Below are 21392 nucleotides of genomic sequence, written 5' to 3' on the forward strand. Positions count from 1 at the left end.
TTGTGTTAACCTCTCAAAAATAATATAAGTTTCTGTTATATGCAGTTTTTCTTGTTTTTATGAAAATTAGTTTGATATCTTTGTGATATCATTTTAAAATCATTTTTCAATCATGGAAACCGAAAAAACCATCAATCCGCCATCCGGATATTTAACCTTCACATTATTCCTTTTACTTATCGCGGCGGCGGCAATCAGCTTTTGGCAGCAACTGCCTGTGGTTGGCGCTCTCCTCCTTGTATTTGACTTTACCCTTGTGCTTCCGGGGCTTGTTATTGTAAACCCTAACGAATCAAAAGTGCTTACCCTTTTTGGCAAATATGTGGGCACCGTAAAAAAAGACGGTTTCTTTTGGGTGAACCCTTTCACTGTAAAAAAGAAGGTATCGTTACGCGCCTTTAACCTTAACGGCCAGCAATTAAAGGTGAACGATAAAGTAGGTAACCCTATTGAAATTGCAGCTGTTATAGTATGGAAAGTAAAAGACACAGCCAACGCGGTTTTCGCGGTAGAGAACTACCTGCAATACGTAAACATACAAAGTGAAGCCGCAGTAAGGCACCTGGCCAACTCTTTCCCTTATGATAATATGGAAGATGAAACTGCGGGCATTACCCTACGTGGCGGTGCTGAGCAGGTAAGCCATTTACTTGAAGAAGAACTGAACGAACGCCTGGAACGCGCAGGTATTGAAGTGCTGGAAGCCCGTATATCTCACCTTGCTTACGCGCCCGAAATTGCGCATACCATGTTGCAGCGTCAGCAGGCATCGGCCATTATATCTGCCCGTAAACTTATTGTTGAAGGCGCGGTTGGTATGGTTGAAATGGCATTGAACCGCCTGTCGGAAAAAAACATTGTTGATTTGGATGAAGAACGCAAAGCCGCCATGGTAAGCAACCTGTTGGTGGTACTTTGCGGCGACCGCAGCGTAAACCCGGTGGTTAATACCGGTACACTTTATCATTAATAACTATGTACACCAGGTTTGAAAATAAAAATATAAGTGAGCTGTACATAGTAAGGCATGGCTGGGTAAAACCCGAATATGAGCTTACCGACAATGTTTACAGCTATGGCAAGCTCGCTTATAAGTGGCTCTCGGCAAGGCGCAGGGCCTATGTTGAAACAGCCGACAACTATTACAGCTTCGCTTTTGAAGGCTTTTGGCGACGAACAATAGCCATTACCGACAGAAACGACAAAGTAATAGGCCGCTTGGTTACCACGGCATTCAGCAGGAAATCGACACTAAAGATGGAGAATGGCTTTACCGCCATTTTTCACCGTACGTCTTTCTGGCGGTCAAAGTATGTTTGGGAAAGCGAAATTTACGGACCTATACTACGCGTTGATAGTCCGTCGTTTTCATCAACCGATACTATTGGTATTGAGCAAAGTACCACCCCGGCAGAAATTTTACCTTTGCTGGCATTTTTGGGTATTCATATAATTATTATAAGGCGACAAAGGGAAGCGGCAGCGGCGTCCAGTTAATTTATGGCTGAAAAGAAAGCATTTATATTACGCATAAATCCGGATATGTTGAAGGAGATAGAAGCCTGGAGCGCCGAAGAATTCAGGAGCACCAACGGGCAGATAGAATACCTGCTGCAACAAGCTTTGAGCGCGCGTAAAAAGGCAGGCAAAAAGAAAAAGCCCGAACAAGAATAATTTTAAGGCCGTATACAATTACGCAAATACTAACTTTGCTTAAGCTTTAAATTATGAAAGATGTAGTTATTGTTGCAGCCACCCGTACGCCCATAGGCAGTTTCGGCGGCAGCCTGTCTTCTTTAACGGCTACCCAACTGGGGGCTATCGCCATAAAATCGGCAGTAGAAAAGGCCGGTTTACAGTCCGGACAGGTACAGGAAGTATACATGGGCAATGTAATGTCGGCCAATTTGGGGCAGGCACCTGCTACGCAGGCAACTATTTTTGCAGGCCTGGGCAATGTACCGGCTACTACGGTAAACAAAGTGTGTGCATCGGGCATGAAAGCAATTATGCTGGCTGCACAAAGCATCGCCCTCGGCCAAAACGATATTGTGGTCGCCGGTGGAATGGAGAGCATGAGCAATGTGCCCTACTATTTAGATAAAGCCCGCAACGGCTACCGCTTAGGTAATGGCCAAATTACCGATGGCCTTGTTAAAGATGGTCTTTGGGATGTATATAATGATTATCACATGGGTTCGGCTGCGGAACTTTGCGCAACAGAATGCCATATCAGTCGTGAAGAGCAGGACGAATACGCCATCTCCTCCTACCAGCGCACCCACAAAGCGCAAAGCGAAGGCAAATTCTTCGACGAGATCACCCCCGTAGAAATTCAGGATAAAAAAGGCACCATCACCTTATTCGCGGTGGATGAAGAACCTGCCGCGGTAAAGTTCGAAAAGATCCCTACCCTGCGCCCCGTATTTAAAAAGGACGGCACAGTAACAGCCGCCAATGCATCTACCTTAAATGATGGCGCGGCGGCACTGGTACTCATGAGCAGCGAAAAAGCCGAAGAGCTGGGCATTACCCCACTGGCAAAGATCACTGCCTTCGCTGACGCGCAGCAAGCGCCCGAATGGTTCACTACAGCGCCATCGAAGGCTATTCCGCTGGCCTTGCACAGGGCTGGCTTATCAGTGAATGAGATAGATTATTTCGAGATCAACGAAGCCTTTTCTGTAGTAGCCATAGCTAATAATAACGAATTAAAGTTAGACCCGGCAAAAGTGAACGTTAACGGCGGCGCCGTATCATTAGGTCACCCACTGGGTGCATCGGGCGCACGCATTATTGTTACTCTGTTGAGCGTGTTACAGCAAAACAACGGCAAATACGGCGCTGCCGGAATTTGTAACGGCGGCGGTGGTGCCAGTGCAATGGTTATTGAAAACTTGCGTTAATACTTCTACATGAAAAAAATACTGGCAGCCTTATTAGTATCATTGCTACCTGCATTAGCCTTTGCACAGCGCAGCAACGAAAGCGCTGATATAAAACAACTCCGCTTTTACCAGGACAGCCTTAATCATTTAGGTAAACGCATCATCAACGATCCGGAAGAACTGGTGCGCAAGAACACCAATTACCAGTTCATCAAAACACTGGTAAGCGCGTTAAAAACACCCAACTCGTTCAGTTTCCCGTTTGACTCGCTTAAAAGTATTACCATCAGTACTTCGCCTGATAAACGTTTCCGCATTTTTAGCTGGCATGTTTTAAATGACGACGGCAGCTACCGTTTTTACGGTACCATACAAATGAACAGCGGTCGCTTGCAATTATATCCATTTGAAGACTACTCTCCCCTGCTGAAAAACCCCGAAGATTCGGTAACCGACAACCATAAATGGTTTGGGGCACAATATTACCAGATCATCCCGGTTAGCGGCAACAACCCTTATTATGTATTGTTGGGCTGGAAGGGCAATACCGTAAAATCAACCAAGAAAGTAATAGAGGTACTATCCTTCAAAAACAATGAAATAAGCTTGGGACTGCCCGTGTTTGAGGGCAACAAGAAAACACGTAAACGGGTAGTATTTGAATATTCCCGCCAGGCATCTATGCTGTTAAAGTATTCGGCAGATCAAAACCTGATCGTGTTCGATCACCTTTCATCGCCGGATGGCAAACCCACTGCCAAACCTGAAACTTTTGGCCCCGACATGAGCTACGATGGCTATCGCCTGAAAAACGGCAAATGGCAATATGTAGAGAACCTGGATATGAGGAACATACCCGACATACACGACCAGGAACCTTACGCCGATCCAAAAAAGCAGGCTGAAGAAGCACGCAGGCAGGTACCTAAAAGAAATTAAACCAATACCATCAAGCTCTTTTACAGGGCTTAATATCCCGCTTTGTAATACTTTCAATATAAAATTTCGATTTGCGTTAATTATAGTATTTTAGCAAAATTCATAAAATATTAAATGACCGAACAAATTACCCCAGCAGCAACACGTAAACCCAAAATTCCGCGTAGTATACCTTTTATTATAGGTAACGAGTTTTCTGAAAGATTTAGTTTTTATGGTATGCGTGCCGTATTATCTATCTTTTTGGTTAACCAGTTTTTTAACCCGCACGGGCTGGCCGAGTTAACCGTTGAAGCCAACGCAAAATCAAACGCTTATACCCATGCGTTTTCAACCCTTGTATATTTTACCCCGCTACTGGGCGGTATCCTTGCCGACTGGTTTTTTGGCAAATACCGTGTTATTTTAATAGGTTCAATTATTTACACCATAGGGCACTTGTGCCTTTCGGTATTTGAAGGCTCACTTACCGGTTTCAGTATCGGGTTATTAATTATAGCCATAGCGGCGGGCGGTATCAAATCGTGCGTATCAGCCAACGTAGGCGACCAGTTCGACCACAGCAACTCCGAACTGATGAGCAGCATTTACGGCTGGTTCTATTTCAGTATCAACGCGGGTTCAACCGTTAGTATAGCGCTTATCCCTGTAATTTTAGATAAATATGGCGCATCATGGGCTTTTGGTGTACCGGGTATACTGATGGCTTTGGCTACTATCATTTTCTTTTCGGGTAGTAAAAGATATATTAAGGTACCGGCCGGAGGTATCAAAAAGGATAACTTTATGAGTGTTAACTTTTTTGTTTTAAAGGCAGCATTCAGCAAGCCTGATAAATCAAAAACGGCCTGGCAAATTGCCGAACAACGTTACGGCGAAACCAAAGTTGATGGCGTACGTGCCGTATGGCGTGTAATGGCCGTATTTGCATTTGTACCAATATTTTGGGGTATGTGGGACATGAACCAATCTGAATGGGCATTGCAAGCCACCAAGCTCGATCTTAACTTAGGTATTTTCGGTATAAAAGCGTTACCATCGCAACTACAGGTAGCCAACGCGGCTTTCCTGTTAATGCTTATCCCGATATTTAACTATGGTGTTTATCCACTGGTTAAAAAAATGGGCATTACGCTTACCCCGCTGCGTAAAATTGGCGCTGGTTTATTAATTACCGCGGGTAGTTTTGTAATAGTAGCAATGTTGCAAGCTAAGGTTGATGCCGGTTTACACCCTTCACTTTGGTGGCAGGTATTGGCTTACGTGTTACTTTCGGCAGGTGAGGTATTGGTTTCAATTACCGGTTTGGAGTATGCTTATACCCAATCGCCCCCATCAATGAAAAGCACCATGACGGCGATCTGGTATCTTACCTACTCAATCGGTACTTTCTTTACTACTTTGGTAAACGTGAATATTGCGAACAATGGCGTTTTTGGCTATTTCACCGGTGATAAATATTTTTGGTTGTTTGTAGGTATTATGCTGTTCTTCTTTGTGTTGTTCTTATTTGTAAGTCCGCGTATTAAAGAGAAAAGCTACCTGGTTGACGATTTGAACCTTGGCGAAGGACTTCACATTACAGGCGACAAAACGCAGGAAATTCATCCGGATAATCCAATTGTGTAAAAAAATGCTTTGCTTTGCATACTTTTTTTTAACGTAATACCCTGAAGTGCCCGATAGCATAGTAATAATACCTACGTATAACGAAAAGGAAAACATTGAGCGAATGATACGCAAGGTGTTTTCCCTTCCGCATGATTTTCATATACTGATAGTTGACGATGGGTCGCCGGATGGCACCCAGCAAATAGTTGAGCAGCTGCAAACCGAATATGCCGATAAGCTTTTCATGGAAACACGAAAGGGTAAGCAGGGGCTCGGCACGGCCTACATTCACGGGTTTAAATGGTGCATTGCGCGCCATTACGATTTTGTTTTTGAGATGGATGCCGATTTCTCACACAACCCTAACGACTTACTAAAACTGCGCCAGGCCTGTATTGACGGGGCCGATGTAGCCGTCGGTTCGCGCTATATTAAAGGCGTAAATGTGGTTAACTGGCCCATGAGCCGGGTATTAATGAGCTATTTCGCATCGGTTTATGTACGGTTTATTACCGGTATGGATATCCAGGATGCTACGGCAGGTTTTATGTGTTACAAACGTAAGGTACTCGAAACCATTCAGCTACATAAAATAAAATTTGTGGGCTATGCCTTCCAGATAGAAATGAAATACACCGCCATTAAACATGATTTTAAGGTGGTTGAAGTGCCCATTATATTTACCGATCGCACGGCAGGTACCTCAAAAATGTCAACCCGTATTTTCCGCGAAGCATTTTTGGGCGTGATACAAATGAAGATCAACAGTATATTCAGGAAATATCCGGAGGGGTGATTTTTTGAGAAGTCCGAAAGACGGGAAAGTCCGGAAGTCCGAAAGTTGTTTGCTTGGTGGGGTTTCGGGCTTTTTTGTTTTAGGGAATTGCAAAGGAAAGCTAATTGCGAACTTTTCCGACTTACGGACTTTCGGACTTCCCGACTTTTTGTTTTAAGCCACTGTAAAGGAAGCTACTTCCTGACTTGCCGACTTTCGGACTTACGGACTTTCTAACTTCCCGACTTTCGAACTTCCTCTCCTGTAACAAAAATCTTTCGGACATTTCCGGCTTACGGACTTTCGGACTCTAAGAAAAAATACTAATTTCGTTGGCAATGAACGAGCATCTTGATCCTGAACGTGAACGCCTCACACCTACCGAACGTGATATTGAAAAAGTATTACGTCCGCAGGCCTTTGAAGACTTTACCGGTCAGCATAAAATATTAGCCAATCTTAAAATTTTTGTACAGGCAGCCCGTCTTCGCGGCGAAGCGCTTGACCACGTTCTGCTGCACGGTCCTCCGGGATTGGGCAAAACCACCTTGTCGCACATTATCGCTAATGAAATGGGCGTGGGTATCAAAATAACATCAGGCCCGGTGCTGGATAAACCCGGCGATCTGGCCGGTTTGCTTACCAATCTCGAAGTTGGTGACATTTTATTTATTGATGAGATACACAGGCTTAGTCCGCTGGTAGAAGAGTACCTGTATTCGGCCATGGAAGATTTCAAGATAGATATTATGCTGGAGAGCGGCCCTAACGCCCGTTCGGTGCAAATATCATTGAATCCCTTCACTTTGGTTGGCGCCACTACCCGTTCGGGCTTGTTAACCGCGCCTTTACGGGCAAGGTTCGGCATCAATTCGAGGTTAGAGTATTATGATGCCAAATTATTAACTACCATATTATTACGTTCGGCATCTATATTAAAAACCGAAATATCAGATGAAGGCGCTTACGAAATTGCCCGTCGCAGCCGTGGTACGCCTCGTATTGCGAATGCACTGCTACGCCGTACCCGCGATTTCGCCCAGATAAAAGGTAATGGTACCATTGATACCGAAATAGCGAAATACGCGCTAAACGCGCTAAACGTTGATGAACACGGCCTTGATGAGATGGATAACAAGATACTGGTTACCATTATTGATAAGTTTAAAGGCGGCCCGGTTGGTTTAAAAACTATTGCCACCGCTGTAGGCGAAGATGAAGGTACTATTGAAGAAGTTTACGAACCGTTTTTAATACAGGAAGGCTTTTTAATGCGTACATCACGCGGACGGGAGGCTACCGAAAATGCGTACAAACACCTGGGACGAATTAAGTTAGGAGGTAATCCATCGCTATTTTAGCATAACATACCAATCAGAAAACCACCATACCTATGAGAAACATTAAACACATTCTTTGCCTTGCTTTACTGCTGGCCTTTGCCACGGCTGTATCGGCTCAAAAACTGCTGCGCGTAGTAGTTGCAGGTTTATCGCACGATCATATTCACGGTATTTTAAACCAATACAACAAAGGCAAGGTTGATATTGTAGGCATTGCCGAACCCGACCATAAACTTTGGGCAAAATTCGCGAAGATCTACAAGATCCCTGAAAACCTGTTTGCCGAGGATCTGAAAAAGATGGTGGTAGAGAAAAAGCCGGATGCTGTTTTGGGCTACAACGCTGTTGCTCATCACGTAAATGTGGTGGAGATCTGCGCGCCGCTGGGTATATCGGTAATGGTTGAAAAACCGCTGGCTGCTACACTCGATCAGGCTAACCGTATACAGGCATTGGCCAATCAATACAAAATACAGGTATTAACCAATTACGAAACCACCTGGTACCCATCGTACCAGGAAGTGTATGATATTGTGGCAAAAGATAGCGTAGGCGCTATCCGTAAAATGGTAATGCACGACGGGCACCGTGGCCCGCGCGAAATTGGTTGCAGCGAAGATTTCCTGGCCTGGCTTACCGACCCGATACTGAATGGCGCAGGTGCTCTTAACGATTTTGGCTGCTATGGTGCCGACCTCATGACCTGGCTAATGAAAGGCCAGAAACCAATTGCGGTAACTGCTGTAGCCAAACACTACAAACCCGAAGTATACCCAAAAGTGGAAGATGACGCTACCATCATTGTAGAATATCCAACGGCTACCGGCCTCATTGAAGCCTCATGGAACTGGCCGTTTAACATAAAGGACATGGAAGTTTTCGGAAGCAAAGGTTACATGCATGCTTTTGATAAAGACAACCTTCAGGTACGCCTTAAAGAAAACAACGTGGGTATCACTAAAAAATCAACCGCGCTGCCCCCGCCCATTGATGATCCTATTACTTACCTGACCGCTGTGCTGCAAAAAAAGCATGAAGCGGTGAATGATCAATCGTCGTTACAATACAACATGACGGTGATGCAAATACTGGATGCTGCCAAGCGCTCTATAAAAACAGGCAAACGTATAGTGCTTTAATTTATGGCAAAGGTTGGTTTGATAGCATTGGCTTGTCTGCTGTTTGCCGGATGCGTGGGTAGCCAATCGCGGAGTACAACGGCGGATACTACCCATGTTTACCCTACGGTGAGCTATTTGAAAATCAAATTAGATGCCGCCGGGCATTTGCCAACTAATCCATATATCAGGGTATACAAGAACGGACCGAGAGAAATCGTTTTTTGTGGTACCAACCACCTCGACCATAGCGATACCGAAAACCCAATGTACACCACCATCGAAAATAAGTTTTTCGAGATAAAACCCGATATATGCGTAAACGAGGGCGGAGATGTATCAAAACGGGTATACAAAGACAGGCACGAAGCAATATCAAAAAACGGCGAAATTGGCCTGATAAAAATACTGGCCGACAGCCTGAAGATACAATGCATCAACGGAGATATGACCGATAGCCTGGAGTTTAAAGGACTTCTAAAGCATTATACCAAAGGCGAAATGCTGGCCTACATAGCAACCGAAAGGTGTATGTGGTCTGTTTCACCGGAGAAGTTTAACGATACTGCGTTTATCAGCAAAAAGTATAAAAACTTCATCGAAGGTTACATCATTAAAACAGGTAATGTAAACCTCACATCCGAAGAGCAAACGCTGGCATTTTATAAAGCTAATTATCAAAAACTGCTTAACCGTCCGTTTAGTTTTGAAGAACTGGAACCTACCAATCCGTTCAGTCCCAAAGGTAAATTTCAGGAAATTGGCCGCAGGTCGAAAGAGATACGAGATCAATCCTTATTAAAAACTATTGATACCCTGCTGAATAAGCACGATAAAGTTTTTATAGTTTTTGGCGGCTGGCATCTCTTAACCAGCGAACCGGGCTTGCAACAGATCATCAATAAAAAGCGTTGAAAAGAAGTTTCAATTAAGCTTTGTTTCCTCCTAAATAAACCTAATTTTAGCACCTGTTAATATTATTTTTTTTTTCTATGTTCAAGCGTTTTTTAGCCTTGTCTATCTGTTCGTTAGCAATGGCTGCCTGCCAGTCGGCATCATCAGTTAATTCAGATCCTGCCTCAACAAACGGCGATAGCTCTGCCGTATCGGCCACTACTACAACATCCGCGGCAGCGCCTAAAGGTAACCCTGCCGATGCTGCTACCATATTAGCCCGCAAGCAGGTGCCGGTAGTATGCTACCACCAGATACGCGACTGGCGACCGAAGGATTCTAAAACTGCTAAGGATTATATTGTACCCATAGCCAACTTTAAAGAGCATATTAAAATGCTGGCCGATAGCGGCTACCATACCATACTGCCCGATCAATTGTATGATTACCTGGCTTACGGCACCGCGCTGCCAAGCAAACCCATCATGCTTACTTTTGACGATACTGACCTCGACCAGTTTACCATCGCCGCGCCGGAATTAAAGAAGTATGGCTTTAAAGGGGTATACTTTATCATGACGGTATCCATAGGCAGGCCAAACTACATGAACAAGGAGCAGATCAAACAACTATCTGACGACGGAAACGTAATTGCCAGCCATACCTGGGATCACCATAACTTTAAAAAATTCAGCGGGGACGATTGGGTTACCCAAATTGATAAACCAACCAAAAAACTCGAAGAAATCACCGGCAAACCTATTAAATACTTTGCCTATCCATTTGGTTTATGGAATGCAGAAGGTTTACCTGAACTAAAGAAACGCGGCTTTAAAGCAGCCTTCCAGCTGGCCGAAAAACGCGATCAGAATGATCCGCTGCTGACCATCAGAAGGATATTGGATAGCGGTTACTGGAGCACTAAGACCTTGCATAATAGTATTAAGAATAGCTTTTAATTCGAGATTCAAGAATAGAGAATCAGGAATTAAGACTCAATAATAATAGAGAAGGCCACGATTTATCGTGGCCTTCTCTATTATATTTTACTGTCATTCTGAGGAACGAAGAATCTATTATACGATTTGCATTTTGGAGATGCATGTGATAGATTCTTCGTTCCTCAGAATGACAGAGTCTACAAATTCTCACCCTTTGGCCCGGCATCTTTATTTGATGCTGTAGTAGCCGAAGCGCTACGTTCTTCTACCGGTGGGCCGGGATCGCCGCTGTCGTTATCTGGTGTTACGGTGTGTATACGTTCGTCGTCATCTTTTTTTTGTTCGGTTGGCTGGTTGCCTTTTGCAAGGTCATGCTCACCCGGTTCCGAATTTGATTGATCGTCATCCGGATCGCCGTGATTATTGTTGACATCTTGTGGTTGCTCCGGCACATCGTCGTAATGCGCTTTATACTTTTCTTCGGTAATCATAGGTATGTATATTTAGTTTATCTTCTGGCTATCCATTTTATCGCTTCATCCAGTCGTTCTAAAGGGAACCCTCTCGACTTACCCGGTATCAGTATCCGAAACCAATTGCTGAACTGCTCTACCCCTTTTTGGTCGGTAACAACGGCAATTTTGTTCCATTTGGTAAAATGTTTAAGCCCAATTTTTATATCCTGCCATAAGGCGCCTGCTGTAAAGTTTTTTATATCGGTTTCTAATACTAATAAATAATTTATTTCTCCATGCTGCTCAACCATATTATTCAAATGCGGTATCAGCACTGTATCTATATCTTCCCTCGTCACCTTGCCCACGGCATGTATACCAACTACATGCACCGGCATATCATTTATAAATTGAAGCATGTATGGTAGATGTTATCATAGCCATCAATGTCAAATACCATACCATGCAGTTAATTATTATAAAGTTTAAAGAAATTAATTCAACCCCAATATTTCACCTGCCGGATAACGTGCATAAGTGCCCGCTGATAATTTTTTGATTTATAGTATCTTTGTGCGTGCAATCACGTTCGGCAAATAGTAAACTGATAAAAGAAGCGGCTAAACAGCTGGGCTTTCTTTTTTGCGGAATATCAAAAGCCGAGTTTTTAGAACAGGAAGCGCCAAGGCTCGAACTGTGGTTAAAAAAGAACATGCATGGCGAAATGCAGTACATGGAGAACCACTTTGATAAACGCCTCGACCCGCGCCTGCTGGTCGACGGTGCCAAATCGGTGATCTCGTTAGGGGTTAATTATTATACCGATGCCATGCAGGCCGACCCTGATGCCCCCAAAATTTCGCGTTACGCTTATGGCGCCGATTATCACCATGTGATAAAGGATAAGCTGAAACAACTGCTACAGATCATTAACGAGCAAATTGGCGAGGTGGGCGGCCGGGTGTTTGTTGATTCGGCCCCGGTGCTGGATAAAGCCTGGGCAAAAAAATCGGGCATGGGCTGGATAGGTAAGAACAGCAATCTCATCAGCAAAAAAACAGGATCGTTCTTCTTTTTGGCCGAACTCATTATCGACCTTGAACTGGAATACGATATTGAACCCACCGCCGACCATTGCGGCAGCTGCACCCGTTGCATTGATGCCTGCCCTACCGATGCCATTGTTGGCCCATATGTGGTTGATGGCAGCCGTTGTATCTCCTACCTTACCATCGAACTGAAGAACGAGATCCCTGCTGAGTTTAAAGATAAAATGGACGGCTGGATGTTTGGCTGCGATATTTGCCAGGAGGTATGCCCCTGGAACCGCTTTTCGGTATTACATAACGAGCCTGCCTTTGATCCGCACCCTGATATTTTAGGACTAACCGGTAACGACTGGCAGGAACTCACCGAGGATGTATTTAAGAAAGTATTTCAAAAATCGGCGGTTAAGCGTACCAAGTTCAGCGGGCTTCAACGCAATATTAGTTTTTTGAAACCCGGCGGTAATTTCGACAGCCAATAAAAAAGCGGGCAGGAATCGCTCCCACCCGCTTAAAAACTATAAAAACGAATAAATAAAAACCAAATTATTTCAACAAGCCATCCAGCGTAACTGATGCGTAGTACAGCGCGCCAATAGTTGGGCCACCGGCATACTGAATGTATTGTTTGTTGAACAGGTTTGATCCACCCACTTTAAATGTTGCATTGTAGGTAGGCACTTTAAGGCTAACCTGCGCGTCGAAAGTGTGAATGGCGGCTACTGTACCTGTAACCAGCGGGCTCTCCCATAAGAATGATTGCTGCCATTTGTAAACCACGTTAAAGCCAACATTCTTCACAATTTCGCGGTTACCGAATGATACGTTACCCGACCATTTTGGTGTGTTGAAACCGGTAACGAAGATATCGGCAGATTCCTGCGATTTCATTTTGTTGAAGCTGGCGTTGGTTGATATGGTGTATCTTTTATAAAAGTTATAGGTGATACCAGCCGATGAACCGTAGTTGTTATAGATGTTTTTAGCATTGGTATATACACGGTAACGGCTTTGGCCTAAGCTTGCCGCATTATTGGCAGTAGCGGTTGTAGGGTCGCGGTTAATATCAAGCATAGCTAATACAGCTTCATCACTACCCACTTTAACACCGTTTGGTACAAACACCTGCACCTGGCCTAAGAAACCATTGTAACGGTTGGTATAAGCGTCAATATCAAAGAAGATCTTGTTATCAAAGAAGATACCTTTATAGCCTACCTCATATGAAGTGATTTGCTCCGGACGGGCTTCAGGCAGGTTAGCTACTTTAAGTAAGCCTTTGTTGGCTAAAGCTGTCGCATCTGTACCGCTGCCGGTAGTAGCCGCGTTTACAGCAGCATTAAATGCTACTACTGATGATTGAGTGTAGCTGTTCTCCAGGTAACCTAAACCTTCGTTAATTAAAGGTAAGCTACCCACACGTTTAACACGACCATTGTTTACATAAGATAATGCCTCAAACAATGATGGGAAACGGTAACCGTTCTGGAAGGTGAACCTGAAGTTATGATTAGTATTTGGTGAATAAACCGCTGCCAAACGAGGTGTAAATTTAGGATCGTAATATGGGTTGTAATCTCCGCGGATTGAAGCGAATAGTTTCAACTTCTCATCGAAGAAGGTTTTGGTAGCTTGCGCGAAGGCACCGTATTTTTTATAATATACGTTGTCTCCAAAACCACCACCCGGCAATTCGGTATTTCTGTCGGCAATTGAACGGGTAAAGTCAACAAAGTTGTTACCGTCAGGCGTAATCTGGTAAATACGGGCATCAGCGCCAACCAACAGGTCAACCACTTTTACACGGTTTGTTAAATCCCATTGCGCTTCGGCGTTGTACATGTGGCTTTTTTGTACCAAAGCCGCACCACCTGTTATAGGGGCGTCAGGTATCAGACTCGATTTAATATCCCAGTTATTGATACCAGTAATGGTTTTCTTCAAATCTCTGAAAGCCTGTGTTCCAGGTTCTGCACGGCCGGCATCGGCGGCAATACGGGCAGCCTGTGTAGCAGCGGCAAGGTTAGCCGATGTTAGCGAACCACCGTTTGCAGCAGCGTAAGCGGTAATGGCGTTTTTATAAGCAGTACCCCATGCAGAGTTGCTTTTGTTATAAAGATCGAGGTTATCGGCCAGTGGTTTTACGTTGTATGAGTCGCCGGTATTTTCGATAGACTCATAGGCACGTACCAAAAACTCTTTGCCTTTTAGCTCCAGTTTATGATTTTGTACAGTTGCGCCCTGTAACGATATTTTGTTACCACGTTGAAAAACACCATCCATACGGCCGTAACGATAGGTATAAGATAAGGTAGTGTTCTCGTTCAATTTGTAAAACAAACTACCGTCTAACTTAAGGTTAGTCACTTTAGGATCAACCAAATCAATCTCATTGTAACCTGTACGGGCAACAGTAAGGTTAGGGCGTGCTACGCCATCAACGGTAAGCCCACGGATAACAACGGTGTTACTGCCTGCCAGGGCATCGTCACCATATTTATTCCAGCCATCATAAGCGGTGTTGTTGGCGCCTGTAAGTTCCGGGAATAACGGATTGGCTGTTTTAAGATTAGAAGGGTTTTGATCTTTACGGGTATTTGATTGCCAATCCTGTCCCTGCAAGTAACTTGCATTCACTTTAAAGGCAAATTTATCATTGAATGATTTCGCATAGCGGAAAGCATCCTCGGTGATCAGGCTCGGGCTTATACCTCTGCCGTCAACATGGTTAACACCTGTGCGGTGGTAAAAGCTGAATCCCTGGTAAACAAAAGGATCTTTAGTTAATAAGTTTGACAAACCGTTAAGCGCGTTGGTACCATATAAAGCGGCCGCGGCACCCGGGGTTACTTCAATACTGGCAATATCCAGCTCGGTGGGGCCAATAGCATTACCCAGCGGTACACCTAATGTGGCCGATTGCATATCAACACCATCAACCAATTGCATAAACCTAAAGTTGTTAGGGCTGTTAAAACCCCTTGTATTAGGCACTTTAAGTGTTAAACTGGTAGTGGTCATCTGCACACCTTTTACGTTCTCCAAGGCATCGTAAAAGCTTGGGCCGGGCGATTGCTTGAGCGCGTTGATGCTCAACTTCTCAATAGCTACCGGTGAACGCAGCAAACGTTCCTCTTTACGCGAAGCGGTTACTACCACCTCGTTAATTAATAACGATTGGGATACCAGTTGTACATTAAGCGCGCTGTTGGCGTTTTCAATTAAAAATTCCTGTGGTTTGTAACCTACCGTGGTAAACACTAAAGTGTAAGGGAATTTAGCATTGGTAGTAATTTTAAATACACCCTCTTTGTTGGTAGAGGTGCTGGTAGTTGTACCTTTAATGGCTACGGTTGCGCCTTCAAGGGCTTTACCCTGATCGTCGTTAACTTTTCCGCTAAGTATATAGCTGCCATTGAGTTGCGCGTAACTTATAGCCGGTAAAAGGGCTAAAAAGAGCACAATAATCTTAAAAGATTGAGTAAAAATTTTCATTAAAAATAGTTTAAAGTTTAGAGTTACTGATTGTGAGTTGAATTAAAAAATGTTGTATACTGAAGAAAAAAGAGGGGGATTCAGCAACAACAGCATGCAGTTTGGCCTTGCATATTTAAAGGTGAATAGAAAGTGGTGCCGGTGGTTGTATTATACATTTCCTATGGATTTGGTAGACAAAAATATTAATAATATTTTAACACACAATATTTATTTCAAATAATTATAAAATTGTTCATTTTATGTACAAATAACACCATTTTATACACATATAGATAAAAAAAGATCATAAATTTCAGATATTAGCCAACATTCAGTCACAAACGCATATAAAAAGGCATTTTTGATTGATTTTAACATTATTTCATCAAAATGTCATTCAATTACCATCGAATCATTATAAAAATAGGCTCAAACGTACTCACCCAGCCCAACGGATTGCCCGACCTGAAACGGATTACCCACCTGGTTGAGCAAATTGCCGCTATTAAAAAACAAGGCATCGAGGTGGTATTGGTATCGTCGGGCGCGGTTGCATCGGGCAGAAGTTTGATCACCGTATCCGAAAAATTTGATGCCGTGGCGGCGCGTCAGTTACTGGCCTCAATTGGGCAGGTAAAACTCATTAATACCTATGCTAACCTGTTTGAAAAGCATGAGATGCTTTGCTCACAGGTATTGGTAACCAAAGAAGATTTCCGGGACAGGCTGCATTATCTCAATATTAAAAACTGCCTCGATCTTTTATTACAGCACCAGGTACTCCCCGTGGTGAACGAAAACGATGTGGTATCGGTAACCGAACTGATGTTTACTGATAACGATGAACTGGCCGGATTGATCGCCTCTATGCTGAACGCGCAGGCGCTGATCATTTTAACCAATGTAGATGGTATTTATGATGGCGACCCAAAACTGGATACTTCAAAAGTGATAGCGGAGATCAATAATAAAGGAGTGGATTTCTCCTCCTTTGTATCTTCGGACAGGTCGCAGTTTGGGCGTGGCGGTATGATCACCAAGACCCACATGGCCCAAAAGGTGGCTCAATTGGGTATTGCCGTACATATAGGCAACGGAACCAAAGAAAACATACTTACAGACATACTGGAAGGCAAAGCCCCGCATACGCGCTTTATTCCGCATAAAACGGCATCGGGCAAAAAGAAATGGATAGCTCATTCCGAAACATCGGCTACGGGTATTGTTGAAATAAACGCGGGTGCTAAAGCGGCGCTTAATTCGAGCAAGGCTACAAGCCTGCTGCCTGTGGGCATATCTAAAATAAAAACCGATTTTAAAAAAGGTGACATCATTAAACTGGTTGATGAGCATAACGCGCTGGTAGGTTTAGGTATTGCCGAGTACGGTGCCGAAAAAGCGAAAGAGCGCCTTGGCCAAAAGAACCAAAAGGCACTGGTGCATTATGATTACCTTTATTTACAATAACATTGAATCAATGAGCTATACCATATATTTTGAAAAGGCCGTCGCCGCAGGCAGAACCATCGCGGCTGTATCAAACGATACCATTAACAAAGTTTTAACCGAAATTGCCGATGCTGCCATTGCAGCTACTGATACCATCCTCGCCGAAAACAAGAAAGACCTTGACCGTATGGACGTGAACGACCCGAAATACGACAGGCTTAAACTTACCGCCGACCGTATTAAAGGCATAGCGGCAGATATTGTCAGTGTGACTAAGCTGGCAAGCCCGTTAGGAAAAGTATTGTCTTCGAACGATCTGCCAAATGGCCTTTCCATTTCAAAGGTAAGCGTGCCGCTGGGTGTGGTTGGGGTAATTTACGAAGCAAGGCCAAATGTTACCTTCGATGTATTCGCGCTTAGTTTTAAAACAGGTAATGTATCGGTATTGAAAGGTGGCAGCGATGCCGATTTCTCCAACAGGGCTATCATCAGCATTATTCACCAGGTACTCGAAGCCAACAATATCGATATCAACGTGGCTACCCTGCTCCCTGCCGAACGTGAAGCTACCGATGCTTTGTTAAACGCGGTTGGTTATGTAGATGTGCTCATCCCCCGCGGAAGCCAGGGGCTGATCAATCATGTGCGCGATAACAGTAAGGTACCGGTAATTGAGACCGGCGCGGGTATAGTACATACTTATGTAGATAAAAGCGGCGACACCCAACAGGCTGCCGATATTGTATTTAACGCCAAAACCCGCAGGGTAAGCGTATGCAACGCGCTCGATTGCCTTATTATCCATTCGTCGCGCTTAAATGACCTTGCAGCTATTACATTGCCACTGACGGGTAAGCAGGTGGAGATATTTGCCGACGAACCGGCTTACAAGGTTTTGCAAGGCCACTACCCTGCCGAACTTTTAAAGCAGGCTGAAGCAAAACACTTCGGGATAGAATTTCTCGATTATAAAATGGCCATTAAAACGGTAGACAGCTTTGATGCCGCGCTGGAACATATCGCCGTAAACAGTTCAAAACACAGCGAGGCCATTATCACCGAAAACGCGGCAAATGCCGAACGTTTTTTAAACCTCGTTGATGCCGCGGCGGTATACGTAAACGCCTCCACCGCTTTTACCGATGGCGCGCAGTTTGGCCTTGGGGCCGAAATAGGCATCAGTACTCAAAAACTGCATGCCCGGGGCCCAATGGCACTGGAAGAATTAACAAGTTATAAATGGTTAGTTAAAGGCAACGGACAGGTGCGTAATCCTTAAAAATATATAGTACTAAGTATTCTGTTTTTAGTTTGGAAAATCTGGGGAGTAAGTAAACTTACTCCCCAGATTAGTTTTGTGGCTATCAGTTACCAAATCAGGTAGTTCACAGTTGCCAACACACAAATAACCACAAGTATAACTCCTTGTAATTTCTGCTCGATCGTCAAGTGGTTTATTGTTTCCATTTGTCTTATTGAATTAGGGTATAACAAATCTATATTCTACCGAAAAAAATGCAATAGCCGGCCGCACTTTTAGCAATATTTTAACAAAAAAGTAATGTGAATTTTATAGTGTCGAAATATGCTTTTCTTTAATATTAAAAATGCAACAAACATGTTCTAACATTGAAATTCACACATTCCCCAAAGCGCTGAAAACATGCTTTTTGGAGCAGGTAAATCGTATTTTTCATCGTTTTTTGTAAAAAATACAATTATTGGTGTTTGGTGAACATTTTAAATGACGCGAAACAATTTATCAGAAACGTGTTTTTATCATCATAATATTTTACCATGGAGATCCTTTCTATCAACCCCGCTAACGGCAAAACCATCAAAAAATACAGCGCGCACAGCGATAAGCAGGTCGACAAAAAAATACAGCAAACCCATACCGCCTGGCTCAACTGGCGTACCTCTCCGCGTGAAGAGCGCAGCCGCTTGCTGAACAATATTGCCACCGTGTTAACAGAACGTAAAGACGAACTGGCAAAACTGATGGCGCTTGAAATGGGCAAGCCATTGGCGCAGGGCGTGGCCGAAATAGAAAAGTGCGCCGCCGTATGTGAATATTATGCAACCAACGCCGCCGAACATTTAAAAGACCAACTGATTAAAACAGATGCCTTAAAAAGTTTCGTCAGCTTTCAGCCGTTGGGTGTGGTGCTGGCCATTATGCCATGGAACTTTCCCTTTTGGCAGGTGTTCCGCTTTTTAGCGCCTGCTTTGGCGGCAGGTAATTGTGGGGTGCTTAAACATGCTTCAAACGTACCCGGTTGCGCTTTGGCCATTCAGGATATTGTAAAGGCCGCAGGTTTTCCGCAGCATGTATTTCAAACCTTATTGGTGGGTAGTAGCAAGGTAGATGCTATTATAGCCAATAAACATATCCAGGCCGTCACGCTTACCGGCAGCACAGGCGCCGGTATTAAGGTAGCGCAAAAGGCCGGCTCTTTATTAAAGAAGACTGTATTGGAACTGGGCGGCAGCGATCCTTATATTATATTAGAGGATGCCGATTTGGAACTTGCTGCCGAAACCTGTGTAAACAGTCGCCTTATTAATGGTGGGCAAAGTTGCATTGCTGCCAAACGCTTCATCGTTGTAAAATCGGTAGAAAAACAGTTTACCAAGTTATTCCTGCAAAAAATGGAAGCCAAAAAGATGGGCGATCCGTTTGAGCAAGGGGTAGATGTTGGTCCGCAGGCACGTATCGACTTGCGCGATGAATTACACAAGCAGGTAAGGCAGGCCGTTAAGCAGGGTGCCAAATGTATATTAGGCGGCGAAATACCCAAAGGCGTTAACGCTTTTTATCCGCCTACCATACTAACCAAAGTAACCGACAGTAATATCGCTTTCCAGGAGGAACTCTTTGGCCCGGTAGCGGCCATCATTTCGGCTAAAGACGAAAACGACGCCATTCGCCTGGCCAACAAAAGCGTGTTCGGTTTAGGATCGGCGGTGTTTACTAAAGATAAGAAACGCGGCGAACTCATTGCCACCACCCTGATAGAGGCAGGCTCCTGCTTTGTAAACTCACTGGTAAAGTCAGACCCACGCCTGCCCTTCGGCGGTATCAAACAATCCGGCTATGGCCGTGAGCTGGGCATGTTTGGTATACATGAGTTTGTGAATATTAAAACGGTATTTATAGCGTAGGGGTTGAACCGGAATTTTTGGAATTTAAGAGTGTCAGAATCAGAATTTTCGGAATTTAAGAATTTACAGAATTCGGGTGGATTGGAGGGTGCACATATAATCCTTAAAATTGTACACTTCAGATTATTTTCTTCGCTTCTACCAAAAACATGTTTTAAAAACATGCTTATGTAAGGGTCATACTGAGCTTGTCGAAGGATCGTGTGTAGAGGCCTTTACCCACGCACCCTTCGACAGGCTCAGGGTGACAGGCTATATACTATCTTATCTTACAGTTCATCTCCTGTCCCAACCCCTCAATTCCAAAACACAATTCATCCTCTTTACAATTATATTGGGTTACATTTTCACATAAGTTGTATTAAGGGTATAGTAACGAGAATATATTCTATAATTACTTTATATAAATTCAGTAATATTTTGGTTAACAATAATAATTAATCAATAGTTAAGTGCCACGGTCGCGGTATTATGAATTTTGTAAAGCTTTTTATCCTGAATAATTTCTTGTTATCCATTACCAAATCACAACCTTATTTCAATACACTTATGACCATTAAAAAAACCTTAAAAATAACCGGCTGGGTAGTGCTGGGCATTGTATCCATCGTGCCTATTTATCTGTTATCGGCCTATACCCTATCGCGTATCAGTGTAGACAGAGAAGCCGGATCCGGCAATGATGTGGCAGTATACCTGATCACCAACGGTGTGCATACTGACCTCGTGCTGCCTGCAAGAAGCAGGCATATAAACTGGACCGACGAGATTAAATACAGCAACACCAAAAGCAAAGATACAACCGCCGCTTATGTGGCATTTGGCTGGGGCGATAAAGGTTTCTACCTCGAAACACCAACCTGGGCCGATTTGAAAGCAAGTGTTGCTTGCAGGGCTGCCTGCGGATATGGTAGCAGTGCCATGCATGCCACCTTTTATAAGCATGTACGTGAGGACAGTACATCGGTAAAGATAATGATGAGCAATGCGCAGTATAGTCGTTTGGTTAGCTACATTAAAGGTAGTTTCCGTACCGATGACGGTCAGCACTTTATCAATATACCAACCAATGCCAACTACGGTAACAGTGATGCCTTTTACGAAGCCAAAGGCAGTTACAGCATTTTCCATACCTGCAATACCTGGACAAACAACGCCCTCAAAAGCTGCGGCCAAAAGGCTTGTTTATGGACACCTTTTGATACGGGTTTGTTTTATCAGTATGGGAGGTGAACGGGGTTGTCTGAAGTAGAATGTCTGAACTGGAATTTTTGGAATTTAAAGGTTGTCT

The 21392-nt window shown here is 43.9% G+C and carries 19 protein-coding genes; 16 read left to right on the top strand and 3 right to left on the bottom strand.

What is annotated here, in order from left to right; all coding sequences use genetic code 11:
• Positions 1–112 precede the first annotated feature (112 nt).
• From ABD894_RS04340 to ABD894_RS04390, 11 genes are all read left to right on the top strand, one after another.
• On the top strand, positions 113–970 hold the full coding sequence (locus ABD894_RS04340) for an SPFH domain-containing protein (protein ID WP_345209765.1): 858 nt from the start codon (positions 113–115) through the stop codon (positions 968–970).
• A gap of 5 nt (positions 971–975) precedes the next feature.
• Positions 976–1497: a hypothetical protein gene (locus ABD894_RS04345; RefSeq protein ID WP_345209766.1), complete on the top strand. Its 522-nt coding sequence runs from the start codon at positions 976–978 to the stop codon at positions 1495–1497.
• Between the two features lie 3 nt (positions 1498–1500).
• Positions 1501–1674, top strand: coding sequence for a type II toxin-antitoxin system antitoxin (locus ABD894_RS04350; RefSeq protein ID WP_345209767.1), 174 nt, complete (start codon positions 1501–1503; stop codon positions 1672–1674).
• A gap of 53 nt (positions 1675–1727) precedes the next feature.
• Entirely contained in the window at positions 1728–2906 is a 1179-nt protein-coding gene (locus tag ABD894_RS04355) for an acetyl-CoA C-acyltransferase (protein ID WP_345209768.1), read from the top strand.
• A 9-nt stretch (positions 2907–2915) separates the two neighbouring features.
• The gene (locus ABD894_RS04360; protein WP_345209769.1) at positions 2916–3827 is read left to right on the top strand and encodes a hypothetical protein; all 912 of its coding nucleotides are present in this window, start codon (positions 2916–2918) and stop codon (positions 3825–3827) included.
• Between the two features lie 114 nt (positions 3828–3941).
• Positions 3942–5456, top strand: coding sequence for a POT-type proton-dependent oligopeptide transporter (locus ABD894_RS04365; RefSeq protein ID WP_345209770.1), 1515 nt, complete (start codon positions 3942–3944; stop codon positions 5454–5456).
• A gap of 46 nt (positions 5457–5502) precedes the next feature.
• The gene (locus tag ABD894_RS04370; protein ID WP_345209771.1) at positions 5503–6234 is read left to right on the top strand and encodes a polyprenol monophosphomannose synthase; all 732 of its coding nucleotides are present in this window, start codon (positions 5503–5505) and stop codon (positions 6232–6234) included.
• 317 nt (positions 6235–6551) lie between these two features.
• Positions 6552–7574, top strand: coding sequence for a Holliday junction branch migration DNA helicase RuvB (gene ruvB / locus ABD894_RS04375; protein WP_345209772.1), 1023 nt, complete (start codon positions 6552–6554; stop codon positions 7572–7574).
• Between the two features lie 32 nt (positions 7575–7606).
• The gene (locus tag ABD894_RS04380; RefSeq protein ID WP_345209773.1) at positions 7607–8695 is read left to right on the top strand and encodes a Gfo/Idh/MocA family protein; all 1089 of its coding nucleotides are present in this window, start codon (positions 7607–7609) and stop codon (positions 8693–8695) included.
• A 3-nt stretch (positions 8696–8698) separates the two neighbouring features.
• The gene (locus ABD894_RS04385; protein WP_345209774.1) at positions 8699–9589 is read left to right on the top strand and encodes a hypothetical protein; all 891 of its coding nucleotides are present in this window, start codon (positions 8699–8701) and stop codon (positions 9587–9589) included.
• A 77-nt stretch (positions 9590–9666) separates the two neighbouring features.
• Complete coding sequence (locus ABD894_RS04390) at positions 9667–10527, top strand: polysaccharide deacetylase family protein (RefSeq protein ID WP_345209775.1); 861 nt, start codon at positions 9667–9669, stop codon at positions 10525–10527.
• 179 nt (positions 10528–10706) lie between these two features.
• Here ABD894_RS04390 and ABD894_RS04395 read toward each other — a convergent pair whose 3' ends face one another.
• Both ABD894_RS04395 and ABD894_RS04400 read right to left on the bottom strand, forming a co-directional pair.
• On the bottom strand, positions 10707–11000 hold the full coding sequence (locus ABD894_RS04395) for a hypothetical protein (RefSeq protein ID WP_345209776.1): 294 nt from the start codon (positions 10998–11000) through the stop codon (positions 10707–10709).
• 17 nt (positions 11001–11017) lie between these two features.
• The gene (locus ABD894_RS04400) at positions 11018–11383 is read right to left on the bottom strand and encodes a SpoIIAA family protein (protein WP_345209777.1); all 366 of its coding nucleotides are present in this window, start codon (positions 11381–11383) and stop codon (positions 11018–11020) included.
• A 158-nt stretch (positions 11384–11541) separates the two neighbouring features.
• On the opposite strand from ABD894_RS04400, the gene queG reads away from it, so the two are divergent.
• Positions 11542–12492 (top strand): tRNA epoxyqueuosine(34) reductase QueG, encoded by a 951-nt coding sequence (gene queG, locus ABD894_RS04405; protein ID WP_345209778.1) that lies wholly within the window; start codon positions 11542–11544, stop codon positions 12490–12492.
• A gap of 64 nt (positions 12493–12556) precedes the next feature.
• On the opposite strand, the gene ABD894_RS04410 is transcribed toward queG, so the two are convergent.
• A complete protein-coding gene (locus tag ABD894_RS04410) occupies positions 12557–15505 on the bottom strand; it encodes a TonB-dependent receptor (protein WP_345209779.1) in 2949 nt (982 codons plus the stop codon).
• Between the two features lie 372 nt (positions 15506–15877).
• Between ABD894_RS04410 and proB the strand changes: the two genes are divergently transcribed.
• The 4 genes from proB (at position 15878) to ABD894_RS04430 (ending at position 21334) form a co-directional block, all read left to right on the top strand.
• A complete protein-coding gene (gene proB / locus ABD894_RS04415) occupies positions 15878–16954 on the top strand; it encodes a glutamate 5-kinase (RefSeq protein WP_345209780.1) in 1077 nt (358 codons plus the stop codon).
• 10 nt (positions 16955–16964) lie between these two features.
• A complete protein-coding gene (locus ABD894_RS04420; protein WP_345209781.1) occupies positions 16965–18215 on the top strand; it encodes a glutamate-5-semialdehyde dehydrogenase in 1251 nt (416 codons plus the stop codon).
• 518 nt (positions 18216–18733) lie between these two features.
• On the top strand, positions 18734–20101 hold the full coding sequence (locus ABD894_RS04425; RefSeq protein ID WP_345209782.1) for an NAD-dependent succinate-semialdehyde dehydrogenase: 1368 nt from the start codon (positions 18734–18736) through the stop codon (positions 20099–20101).
• 549 nt (positions 20102–20650) lie between these two features.
• Positions 20651–21334: a TIGR02117 family protein gene (locus tag ABD894_RS04430; RefSeq protein WP_345209783.1), complete on the top strand. Its 684-nt coding sequence runs from the start codon at positions 20651–20653 to the stop codon at positions 21332–21334.
• Positions 21335–21392: the final 58 nt, after the last annotated feature.

The organism is Mucilaginibacter gynuensis, assembly GCF_039541195.1.
GTDB lineage: Bacteria > Bacteroidota > Bacteroidia > Sphingobacteriales > Sphingobacteriaceae > Mucilaginibacter > Mucilaginibacter gynuensis.

Coding starts and splice junctions, on each gene's coding strand:
- ABD894_RS04340 (WP_345209765.1), top strand. CDS start 113: ATGGAAACCGAAAAAACCATCAATCCGCCATCCGGATATTTAACCTTC.
- ABD894_RS04345 (WP_345209766.1), top strand. CDS start 976: ATGTACACCAGGTTTGAAAATAAAAATATAAGTGAGCTGTACATAGTA.
- ABD894_RS04350 (WP_345209767.1), top strand. CDS start 1,501: ATGGCTGAAAAGAAAGCATTTATATTACGCATAAATCCGGATATGTTG.
- ABD894_RS04355 (WP_345209768.1), top strand. CDS start 1,728: ATGAAAGATGTAGTTATTGTTGCAGCCACCCGTACGCCCATAGGCAGT.
- ABD894_RS04360 (WP_345209769.1), top strand. CDS start 2,916: ATGAAAAAAATACTGGCAGCCTTATTAGTATCATTGCTACCTGCATTA.
- ABD894_RS04365 (WP_345209770.1), top strand. CDS start 3,942: ATGACCGAACAAATTACCCCAGCAGCAACACGTAAACCCAAAATTCCG.
- ruvB (WP_345209772.1), top strand. CDS start 6,552: ATGAACGAGCATCTTGATCCTGAACGTGAACGCCTCACACCTACCGAA.
- ABD894_RS04380 (WP_345209773.1), top strand. CDS start 7,607: ATGAGAAACATTAAACACATTCTTTGCCTTGCTTTACTGCTGGCCTTT.
- ABD894_RS04385 (WP_345209774.1), top strand. CDS start 8,699: ATGGCAAAGGTTGGTTTGATAGCATTGGCTTGTCTGCTGTTTGCCGGA.
- ABD894_RS04390 (WP_345209775.1), top strand. CDS start 9,667: ATGTTCAAGCGTTTTTTAGCCTTGTCTATCTGTTCGTTAGCAATGGCT.
- ABD894_RS04395 (WP_345209776.1), bottom strand. CDS start 11,000: ATGATTACCGAAGAAAAGTATAAAGCGCATTACGACGATGTGCCGGAG.
- ABD894_RS04400 (WP_345209777.1), bottom strand. CDS start 11,383: ATGCTTCAATTTATAAATGATATGCCGGTGCATGTAGTTGGTATACAT.
- ABD894_RS04410 (WP_345209779.1), bottom strand. CDS start 15,505: ATGAAAATTTTTACTCAATCTTTTAAGATTATTGTGCTCTTTTTAGCC.
- proB (WP_345209780.1), top strand. CDS start 15,878: ATGTCATTCAATTACCATCGAATCATTATAAAAATAGGCTCAAACGTA.
- ABD894_RS04420 (WP_345209781.1), top strand. CDS start 16,965: ATGAGCTATACCATATATTTTGAAAAGGCCGTCGCCGCAGGCAGAACC.
- ABD894_RS04425 (WP_345209782.1), top strand. CDS start 18,734: ATGGAGATCCTTTCTATCAACCCCGCTAACGGCAAAACCATCAAAAAA.
- ABD894_RS04430 (WP_345209783.1), top strand. CDS start 20,651: ATGACCATTAAAAAAACCTTAAAAATAACCGGCTGGGTAGTGCTGGGC.